Genomic DNA, 10,054 nt, shown 5'->3' with positions numbered 1-10,054 from the left:
AGCGGCGGGAATCAAGCTGAGGCCTCAGCGGCGACCACTCCTGTCGCTCAGCCTTGATGAATGTTGTTGGAATAGCCCGAATCGGTGACCTTCGGCGTTCCCGAATGGTAGGTGACGTCGTTGTTGTAGCCGGAGATTGTGACGGTGTCGACGCTGTCGACGGTGACTTTGTTCTGGTAGCTGGAGATCGCGAGGCTGGCGCAGTGGCCGGTGACGTTGAACGCGATTCCGTAGCTGGACAGTTTCAGGTTGCCGTTGTTGCAGGCGCTGTCGGTGACGGTGTTGCCGTAGCCGGTGGACTCGAGGGTGTCGGCGCTGTCGACGGTGACGTTGTTGTTGTAGCCGCCGACCGTGAGGCTGGCGCAGTGCCCGGTGACGGAATACTTGGTGCCGTAGCCGTACAGCGTGAGCTTGCCGTCGTTGCACGCGATCGTCCTCGTGTCCGAGTTGCCGCCCACGCGGAGCTCGCCGCCTTGGGGCACCGCTGTGGGACCGCTGGTCGCCGGCGTCCCGTTGCTTCTCATGGTCCTGCCCGGAGTTGACCTAGCGAAATGCATCACGAGGCTGATGACCGTCGGCATGAGGATCCCGAGCCCGATCAGGACGAGGAACCAGGGGTAGGGCCTGCGGCGTCGCGGCGACGGGACCCCGAAACCGTACGGCGCAGGCGACCCGCCCGCGTACGGCGCATTGCCCGTGTATGGCGCACCACCGGTGTACGTCGGACCGCCCGTGTACGTCGTATCACCGGTGTACGTTGCGTCACCCGTGTACGAACCCCCCGCGTACGGGGGCGTGTTTTGAGGGGGCCGCGTGACGTCGGCAAGCTCTTGTTCTAACTCGCGGATCCGCTTTTCGGGATCGTCGTCCTTCATTTGCCAAATGGTTCCACATCCGCAGCTAGCCGGACAGTCCTCAATTTGCCACCGCCGGGGCAGCGCCTATTCGTGAGCATGACGCAGAATCGCGCTGGGCAGGGTTTCCGCGTGCGGTTCTCCGTCTGCTCGCGAGCCAAGGCGCGCCGGTGTCAGCAGCGCGCGATTCATACCGCACGCGCGGTCGAGCCGAACGACGCCCAGCCATGTTGCCGAATCGATAGAACCTGTAGATCTGGTGCTCCTGCGACCACTCCGCGTCCCGGGTGAATTCCTACCCAACAGGCGGCGAATCGGAGAGTCCTGGTTTAAACGTGGGTGTAACGTCCGCACTCACTGGCTCGCGAAGACCTGCTCACTCTCGGTCTGCTCGCTTGCATGCCGACGGATTTTTGGGGGTGCCCCGTGAGCACATCCGAGATGCCCGACGTACGGACAACAATCGATACCGACGGGGTCGTCGTGTCGTTCCATGACGAGGCCCTGCTGGTTGGCGGTGACCCCGACACCGTCGAGTCCTATCTGGCGCGGCTGCGGGCGACCGCCGGGCAGGCCATGCGAATCGCGAAGATCGACGTCGCCTCACTCGGCAACGCGGCGAGCGGGCTCGCCGGGCTGGCCTCGCTACTGGCTGACTCCGGCAAGTACGTACAGCTGCATCGCGACAGTCTGAACGCGCTGAAGGATGGCAATCTAATTCCCCTCAGCGACGGCTTCTTTCGGATGACGACGAACGCCGATGCGGGCCAGTTCCTCGCACCCCTTCAGTGGCGACCGGCACTACTTGGCACAGAAGCGATGGTGTCGGCGCAGATGATCGCCGTGCAGATGGCATTGACGTCCGCGGTTGCCCAAGTGGAAGACGCCGTCCGGCGCGTGGAGGACAAAGTCGAATCAGTGCTCGAAGTCGCCCGGGCACAGCGCTCCGGCGACGTCCTGGGCAATAACCTGACGCTTTCGCGGATGGTTGACTCGTTAGAAAAGTACGGATCGCTACCCGATGCGTACTGGGATTCGGTGGCCGTCCTAGGGCCGGCGCTCAACATCACCGTCGAGCAACTACGCAACCATGTCAGGCGCATCCTGGCGTCTTTCGATCACACCCTGCCCGTGCAGCAGCGTGCCGAGAAGCTGCGAAACGCGATCAACGACAACCGGCTTGGTGACACTCTGAGCCTGCTGGTGATCGCGGAAGAATGCCTGCACAAATGGCAGCGCCTGAACCTCGCGCGAATCGAGTCGACGCAACCAGAACAGCTGCTACGAGCGATCGATGAAGCTCGCGAGCTCGTCAAGCATCATCTGCGCGAAGATGTCGAGATCTATCAGAACGCGAAGGAAATACTCGACCGGTTCGCGAAGCCAGCGGTGCTCGACGGCTTCCGTTTCTGGGCAGTGCGAGAGCTGGCCACGCAGCGCTGCGCCCTTCGCGACGAGCTCGACCGGTTTGCAGAGGCCCGCCACCACCAGGTCGAGACCTGGGAGGACTTCCACATTCCGAGCGTGTTCGATGCTGCTTTCGCCGCCATCGGAGCCGCCGCAACCACCACGAACCGTGCGCTCGCGGTGGTGGGCCGGGGGGTCGTTTTCTTGGGCGCACAGCTAGTAGAGCCGTTCCGGAACCAACGCGCCGAAGAAGGGCCGAATATCAAGGACGGCAACGACTCTCAATGAGAGGCAAGCGGCCCTGGACCCGAGGAACCCGATTTGTCGTGCTGAACACCCTGGCTGGCTGTCCGGGGTGCCGGTGGATCGGGCGCAATGAGTCGTCATTGACAGCGGTCGAGACTGTCCCGATACTCCACCAGTGCGGCCGTCGGCCACCACTGGCCCGAGGCTGACCGGTTGGGGCGCAATGGAGGTCGGCCGTGATCGATTTGGGACTATCCGGCAAGCGTGCCGTGGTGTCGGGTGCGGGCTACATTCCGGAGCGCGCGGGCCACGGCTGGTTCACGTCGTTGGCCCTCGCTGAGGCGGGCGCCTCGTTGGCCTGTATCGATATCGACGAGCAGCGCGCCAATCAAATTGCCGGCGAAATCATCGACAGGGGAGGCAATGCCATCCCAATCGTCGCCGATATGACCGACCCTGCGCAGGTGAGTAGGGCGATCGACGAGGCCGTCGCAGCTCTGGGCGGTGTCGATGTCTGCGTCGACATCATCGGTGGTGCGACCTGGTCGAAGGTCGAGGACTTCACCACCCAATTGTGGGACGCGGCAATCCACTACAACCTGACCCAGGTCTTCTACCTATTCCAAACCGTCGCACAACGCATGATCGACCAGCGCAGCGGCGGATCGTTGGTCGCAATCGCCTCGGTCGACGGCATCGCGGCTGCCACCTACCACGCGGCCTACGGCGCCGCCAAGGCCGGCGTCATCTCACTCGTCAAGACATTCGCGGACGAACTGGGACGCTATGGCATTCGCGCCAACGCGGTCGCGCCGGGCAATGTGGGCTCCGGCAACGAGGACCAGCCGCCACACGAGTACGCCGTCAACGGAATTAACCCGCTGGCCGCGCCCCGCGCGCATGACATCGCCAACGCCGCGTTGTTCCTGTCTTCTGAACTGGCCGCCCGCGTCACCGGTCAGACACTCGTGGTCGACGGCGGTGCCACCATTCGGCAGCTGTGGGGACTGCCCGAATCGATGATCCCGCCCAACCCGGACGACGCGCTGCCCGACTTCATGAGACCCGGGCCGTCGGGCGGCTAGTGCCACTGGCGCTGATGAACCATCGGCAGGCCCGGCACGGAGCTTCTGCCCTTGAGCACGTATGGGGTCGCGATCGAGCCGATGTAGACATCTCGCATGTCCTGGCCGCCCCAGGCGATGCTGGTCGGGCCGCTCAACAACTCGCCGACGGGGTCGTCGAGTACCGTTTGCGCTTGGCCGTCCGGGCTGATCGCCACGATCCTGTTGGCGAGAACCAGTGTGACCCACAGGTTCCCGTCGGCATCGAACGCGCATCCGTCGGCCATCGCCCACCGGCAACTCACCTGCGGGTCGGCCAGAAACCGGCCGTGGTCGGGGCCGAACTCGTCGGGGCGCCGGCCGCCCAGCGGCGGGCCGAATCGCTCTGGTGGCCCGAGTGTTTCGCCCTGGATCGCAAACCGCACCACGTCAGCGGCTACCGTGCGGACCACATACAAGTAGTCCTCATCGCGATCCAGGGCCATGCAATTCGGGAAGCTCACCGCATCGGCGACCACTTGTGCCGATTGGCGATCCGGTGCGACCCGAAAGATGAACCCATCGGCGGTGCCGCGCGCAATGGTATCGATAAGATCGTCTGCCATCGTGCTCACCGAACACCACAACGCCCCAACGGAATCCACCAGAACGAAGTTCAACCACCGCAGCGGGCGTCCATCGTGTTGCCCGCTTAATATCGTCGTGATCGCGCCGGTCACCGGGTCGAGATTCTGTAGCACACCCAAGCCGAAATTGGCGATCAGAATGTGGCCGTTGCGGTCGATCGCGATCCCGTTCGGCTCGCCGCCTGCCCGCCCGATACGCCGAACGGTGTTCTCATCAATGAGTTCTGCGACAGCTGAGGCCTTATCGGAGGCGAACACCCGACCATCGCCGGCCACCACGACGTGTTCCGGGCGATCCACGCCGCGCCCGACGGGGTGCAGTCCGGTCACCTCGATGGTGGTCTCGCTTGTTCGCTCATCGATGCCCCTTGTGGGCTTGTGGCAGCCCAACGCCAGGCTAGCGGAGGTGGCGCATCATGGAAGGGTGCGGATCGGAGTCGGTGTTTCCACCGCGCCCGACGCGCGGCAGGCCGCGGTGGAGGCCGCAGCGCACGCGCGCGACGAGCTCGCGGGTGAGGCGCCGTCGCTGGCCGTGCTGCTCGCGTCGCGATCACACACCGACCAGGTTGTGGACGTCCTCGACGCGGTGCAGCGAATGGTCGAGGCGCCCGCGCTGATCGGTTGCGTCGCGCAGGCGATCGTCGCCGGCCGCCACGAGATCGAGGACGAGCCCGCGGTGGCGGTGTGGCTGGCGTCCGGCCTGGCCGCCGAGACGTTCCAGCTGGACTTCGTCCGCACCGGCTCGGGCGGCCTGATCACTGGTTACCGGTTCGACCGCACCGCGCACGATCTGCACCTGCTGCTGCCGGACCCGTACACATTCCCGTCGAGCCTGCTCATCGAGCACCTCAACACCGACCTGCCGGGAACGACCGTGGTGGGCGGCGTGGTGAGCGGCGGGCGGGGACCGGGCGAGACCCGGCTGTTCCGCGACCACGGCCTGCTCACCTCCGGCCTCGTGGGCGTGCGCCTGCCCGGCGTGCACGGTGTGCCGATCGTGTCGCAGGGCTGCCGGCCGATCGGTGACCCATACATTGTCACCGGCGCGGACGGCGCACTGATCACCGAGCTGGGCGGCATAACGCCGCTACAGCGCCTGCGTGAGATCGTCGAGGGGCTGCCCCGCGACGAACAGGAACTGGTCAGCAACGGCCTGCAGATCGGGATCGTCGTCGACGAGCACCTGGCGGCTCCGGGTCAGGGCGACTTTCTGATCCGCGGCCTGCTCGGCGCCGACCAATCGACCGGGGCGATCGAGATCGGCGACGTTGTGGAGGTCGGCGCGACCGTGCAGTTCCAGGTCCGTGACGCGGCGGGCGCCGACAAGGACCTGCGCCTGGCGGTGGAGCGGGCGAGAGCCGAGCTGCCCGGGCGTCCGGTTGGCGCGCTGTTGTTCACCTGCAACGGGCGTGGGCGGCGGATGTTCGGGGTCGCCGACCATGATGCGTCGACGATCGCGGAACTACTTGGCGGGATTCCACTAGCGGGCTTCTTCGCCGCCGGGGAGATCGGCCCGATCGCGGGCCGCAACGCGTTGCACGGGTTTACCGCGTCGATGGCGCTGTTCATCGAAGACGCGAGATGAGCCGCTACCTGGGCGGTGGCCCACAGGCATGGGCGTCAGGTCTGTCACACCAGTCACCGCTGACGATCCGGTATGCGAAATGCCCGCCTCGTAGCGACTTTTCAGCGACAAGCTGGGGGCATTTGCAGTGGGACAGGCGCGGCTCGAACCCGCGACCAACGGATTATGAGTCCCTTGTCAACGCCTAAACGACCAGCCGAAACAGTTCGACCTGATGCATCAAATCGCCTGCAAGACGTGGAATCTGGCCGCCGGCGGTACAGTTCCGGTACGCCCTCGGTACGGCTGCAAATCGCCCCTTGACGCCGGGGTGACGCCGGGGTGAGAAGCGGTGGTCCCGTGTTAGCTACGCATGGACGCGTGTGTGGCGAGACGACGACTGACCAAACGTCCAACAACCTAAGCGGGAATCGGGATCAGCTCGCCGAAGGTGACGCAGTTGCTCAATCAGCTGGTCGGCGTAGGTAGGCGCCTTTCCTCCGCGTAGTCTCGCGGCCCGCATCCTGGCCAGGTTCGGGGACCTAGGGTGTTGACGGCGTCCTACGTCATCCGCGGAACAGCCAGTGCGATCAGCGGCTCGGCCTGCTTGCGGCGCTAGTCGACCGCGAATGCTCCAGCCGCGAGTTTTTCGAGGTCTTGGTAGTTCGCCTCCTCGACTCTCACCGCCACCGTTCGGCGTGGGGCGACAGTCCTGCGGCCGCCGCCACTGAAGGCGGCTGAAAGACGGCACCGACCAGGCGTCAGCTGCTTCTCCAAAGAGTTTTCCTCGTCCCTCAGCATGGGTACTCGTCTGAGCGCGATGACAGAAACGTCCTACCGAAGCACGGACAACATCGACCCTTGTGTACGTGTTTACGGGACGCGGGTCCACAATCTACGGGGTGTCGACGTCGTAGCGCCGCGTGATGCGCTGGTCGCGTTCACCGGGATCTCCGGATCCGGCAAATCGTCGTTGGCCTTCGGGACCATCTATGCCGAGGCCCAGCGCCGCTACTTCGAATCGGTCGCTCCGTACGCCCGTCGCCTGCTGTTGCCAACCGGCGCGCCAAAGGTAGATGACATCACCGGGCTACCGCCCGCCGTCGCGTTGCAGCAGCGCCGGGGTTCGGCGACGTCGCGGTCGACGGTCGGCACCGTCACCACCCTGTCGAACCTGCTGAGGATGCTCTTCTCCCGCGCCGGTACCTACCCGCGGGGGGCCACGGAACGACTGGACTCCGACGCCTTCTCCCCGAACACCGCGGTCGGGGCGTGCCCAGAATGTCACGGGCTCGGACGGATCCACCGGGTGACCGAAGAGACACTGGTGCCAGACCCGTCGCTGACCATCCGCGAAGGCGCCGTCGCAGCATGGCCGGGGGCCTGGCAGGGGCAGAACCTGCGCGACATCCTGATCACGCTCGGCTACGACATCGACAAGCCGTGGCGGAAACTCCCTAAGCGGCAACGCAACTGGATCCTGTTCACCGATGAGCAGCCGACTGTCGAAATCGATCCGGGCCAGCACCCCGTGCAGGCGGATTATTACTACAACGGCACGTTCTCCAGCGCCGAGCGCCACGTCCGCCACACGTTGGCAAACTCCCATAGCGCGACGATGCGTCGCCGCGTGCTGCAGTTCGTCGACAGCGTCGACTGCCCGCTGTGCGACGGTTCCGGGCTGCGGCCGGAGGCGCTGAGGGTGACATTCGCCGGGCGCACCATCGCCGAGTACGCGGCGATGCCGTTGGCCGACCTTGCTGACACGTTGCGCCCGACGGCTTCTCGGACCGATGCCGCCGCCGCTTACGAGTCCACGGAATCCGGTGAGCTGACGGAAGTGGCGACCATGATCGCCGCCGACCTCGTCGCACGCCTGCAGGTACTCATCGATCTCGGCCTCGGCTATCTCACCCTCAATCGCCGCACTCCGACGGTGTCACCCGGGGAACTGCAGCGGTTGCGGCTGGCCACTCAACTGCGAGCCGGCTTGTTCGGCGTGCTCTATGTGCTCGACGAGCCGTCGGCTGGACTGCACCCCGCGGACGCCGAACCGCTACTCGACGTGCTCGATCGCCTGCGGCGGGCGGGCAATTCGTTGTTCGTGGTCGAGCACGAGATGGACGTGGTCCGTCGTGCCGATTGGGTCGTCGACGTTGGACCTGGGGCGGGGGAGCTTGGCGGGGGCGTGCTCTACAGCGGCCCGGTGCCGGGCCTCGCCGATATCGAGGGGTCGGTCACTCGTAGGTACCTTTTCGAGCGAGCCCGGCCGCCGTCTCGTCAGCCCCGCACGCAGTCCGGCCGGCTGGGGCTGCGCGGGATTTGCTTTCACAATTTGAGAGACCTCGACGTGGACCTGCCACTGGGTGTGTACACGGCGGTCACCGGAGTGTCCGGTTCAGGCAAGTCGACGCTGGTCGTCAAGGTCCTCGGCGATGTCGTGAACAGCCATCTCGGCACGGGACGCGCAGCCGAGCCGGCCGAATCCGACGACGGCGAAGCCGACACCGGGATCGTCGATCTGGACCACGACGCGAGCGTGGGTGTGACGGCCGAGGGGGTCGAAGAGATCGACCGGCTGGTGTCGGTCGACCAGCGCCCGATCGGGCGCACGCCGCGCTCGACGCTGGCGACCTACACCGGCTTGTTCGACGCCGTGCGCCGCGAGTTCGCCGCGACCCCGAAGGCGCGTCGTCGCGGTTGGACCGCGGGCAGGTTTTCGTTCAACGTGGCCGACGGTCGCTGCCCCACCTGTCAGGGGGAGGGGTTCGTGTCGGTCGAATTGTTGTTCCTGCCGGGCACATACGCCACATGCCCTGCGTGTCATGGTGCGCGCTACTCCGACGAGACACTTGAGGTGCGCTATCGCGGTAGGACGATCGCCGACGTGCTCGCGATGACGGTCGATGAGGCCTCGGAGTTTCTTGCCGACGTCGCCAGCGCTTCGCGGAGTCTGACCACGCTGCGAGAGGTGGGACTGGGTTATCTCCGTCTCGGACAGCCCGCGACCGAGCTGTCCGGCGGCGAGGCACAGCGGATCAAGCTCGCCTCCGAACTGCAGCGGCCCCGGCGAGGGCACACCCTCTACGTCCTCGACGAGCCGACCACCGGGCTGCATCCCGCCGACGTGGATCTGCTCGATGTTCAATTGCATCGCCTTGTCGACGCGGGCAATACCGTAGTGGTGGCCGAACACGAAATGCGCATGGTCGCAGGCGCCGACTGGGTGATCGACCTGGGACCGGGCGCCGGCAGCAACGGCGGTCGGGTGGTTGCGGCGGGCCCGCCGAAAAAGGTGGCACTTGCGAAACACAGCCGTACGGCGCCCTATCTCGCGAAGCGGTTGGCGCTGTCTGCTATTCGATGAGAAGTTGTCATTCTTGATGAACCACTCGCGGCGCTCCTCGTCGAGCCTCTCGCCGGAGCTGGGCCATCCCCTCGAAGTAGTGCCCGCGCGGAGCACCGTGTTTCCGGAAAACAGTCGCCACACTGATCGACGACGAACGTGTTAGACCCGTATTGGCGCTGCTTTTAAGGTGGGGCGGGCGGGGCTCGACCCCGCGAGCAACTGATTATGAGTCCTTAGCCAGCGGCCTAACTGCCCACCGCCTTGAAGGAAACCCGCTCTAAGGTCGAGGCGGCAACGCCGATAGCCACCCGTCCGAAAGCAATTCCAGCAGCTGCCCATCCGGATCCCGGATCATCGCCATCGCCTCCGTGACCGTTCCCTCCACCACCGCTCCTCCAAAATCCTCGACCGTCTTCAACACGCCGTTGAGATCGGACACCGAAAACGAGATGTGCGTCAGGCCAATCTGATCCATGACGCGTTCCGACCCGGTGTGAACTTGGCGCTTCGAGTAGTCCATGAGTTCGAGCACGAAGCCGTCGCGCACCAAGTAGGTCGCGTGCACCCCCAGCGGTTCGGGAAGCTGCACAAGCTTGGCGGTGGGCCCGTCGGGCGGATCAAGCTCCCACCAGAACTGAAACCCGAGCACAGACTCGTAGAACCGCCGCGACCGCTCGCGATCGGAGACACACAAGCCGACATGATTGAAAGTCGTCCGGTGACTGCTCATCGCGGCCTTTCTCGACACAACCACAGGGCGTAATAATGCAACGATAGTTTAAATAGCAACGGTCTCGCTGCGGTGGAGGACTTTCAGATGACAACCCGTCCCGAGGTCAGCCCCGACGCGGTGATCGAAGTCGACCATCACTCAGACGAATTCAACCTCAACGAACTCGCCATCAACTCCAACCTGAGGCAACAATGCCCGGTGGCCTGGAACA

The 10,054-nt window shown here is 65.1% G+C and carries 7 protein-coding genes; 4 read left to right on the top strand and 3 right to left on the bottom strand.

Features of this window, described 5'->3' with window-relative positions; genetic code table 11:
• Positions 1–47: 47 nt before the first annotated feature.
• Positions 48–875: a DUF3060 domain-containing protein gene (locus tag JWP83_RS19230; RefSeq protein ID WP_297733115.1), complete on the bottom strand. Its 828-nt coding sequence runs from the start codon at positions 873–875 to the stop codon at positions 48–50.
• Positions 876–1,295: 420 nt separating this feature from the next.
• On the opposite strand from JWP83_RS19230, the gene JWP83_RS19225 reads away from it, so the two are divergent.
• Both JWP83_RS19225 and JWP83_RS19220 read left to right on the top strand, forming a co-directional pair.
• Entirely contained in the window at positions 1,296–2,549 is a 1,254-nt protein-coding gene (locus JWP83_RS19225; protein WP_367185653.1) for a hypothetical protein, read from the top strand.
• A 194-nt stretch (positions 2,550–2,743) separates the two neighbouring features.
• The gene (locus JWP83_RS19220) at positions 2,744–3,592 is read left to right on the top strand and encodes an SDR family NAD(P)-dependent oxidoreductase (RefSeq protein ID WP_297733107.1); all 849 of its coding nucleotides are present in this window, start codon (positions 2,744–2,746) and stop codon (positions 3,590–3,592) included.
• On the opposite strand, the gene JWP83_RS19215 is transcribed toward JWP83_RS19220, so the two are convergent.
• Positions 3,589–4,527 carry an SMP-30/gluconolactonase/LRE family protein gene (locus tag JWP83_RS19215; protein ID WP_297733104.1) on the bottom strand — a complete coding sequence of 313 codons (939 nt, stop codon included), beginning with the start codon at positions 4,525–4,527 and terminating at the stop codon, positions 3,589–3,591. The two genes, JWP83_RS19220 and JWP83_RS19215, sit on opposite strands and share 4 nt — an antisense overlap.
• 94 nt (positions 4,528–4,621) lie before the next feature.
• On the opposite strand from JWP83_RS19215, the gene JWP83_RS19210 reads away from it, so the two are divergent.
• Both JWP83_RS19210 and JWP83_RS19205 read left to right on the top strand, forming a co-directional pair.
• Positions 4,622–5,782 (top strand): FIST N-terminal domain-containing protein, encoded by a 1,161-nt coding sequence (locus JWP83_RS19210; RefSeq protein ID WP_297733101.1) that lies wholly within the window; start codon positions 4,622–4,624, stop codon positions 5,780–5,782.
• A gap of 799 nt (positions 5,783–6,581) precedes the next feature.
• Positions 6,582–9,128 carry an excinuclease ABC subunit UvrA gene (locus tag JWP83_RS19205; protein ID WP_297733098.1) on the top strand — a complete coding sequence of 849 codons (2,547 nt, stop codon included), beginning with the start codon at positions 6,582–6,584 and terminating at the stop codon, positions 9,126–9,128.
• A 259-nt stretch (positions 9,129–9,387) separates the two neighbouring features.
• Here the strand turns inward: JWP83_RS19205 and JWP83_RS19200 are convergent, their stop codons facing one another.
• Positions 9,388–9,840, bottom strand: coding sequence for a VOC family protein (locus tag JWP83_RS19200; RefSeq protein ID WP_297733095.1), 453 nt, complete (start codon positions 9,838–9,840; stop codon positions 9,388–9,390).
• Positions 9,841–10,054 lie beyond the last annotated feature (214 nt).

The organism is Mycobacterium sp., assembly GCF_025965855.1.
Taxonomy (GTDB): Bacteria; Actinomycetota; Actinomycetes; order Mycobacteriales; family Mycobacteriaceae; genus Mycobacterium.
This window is presented reverse-complemented; position numbering and strand designations above follow the sequence as displayed.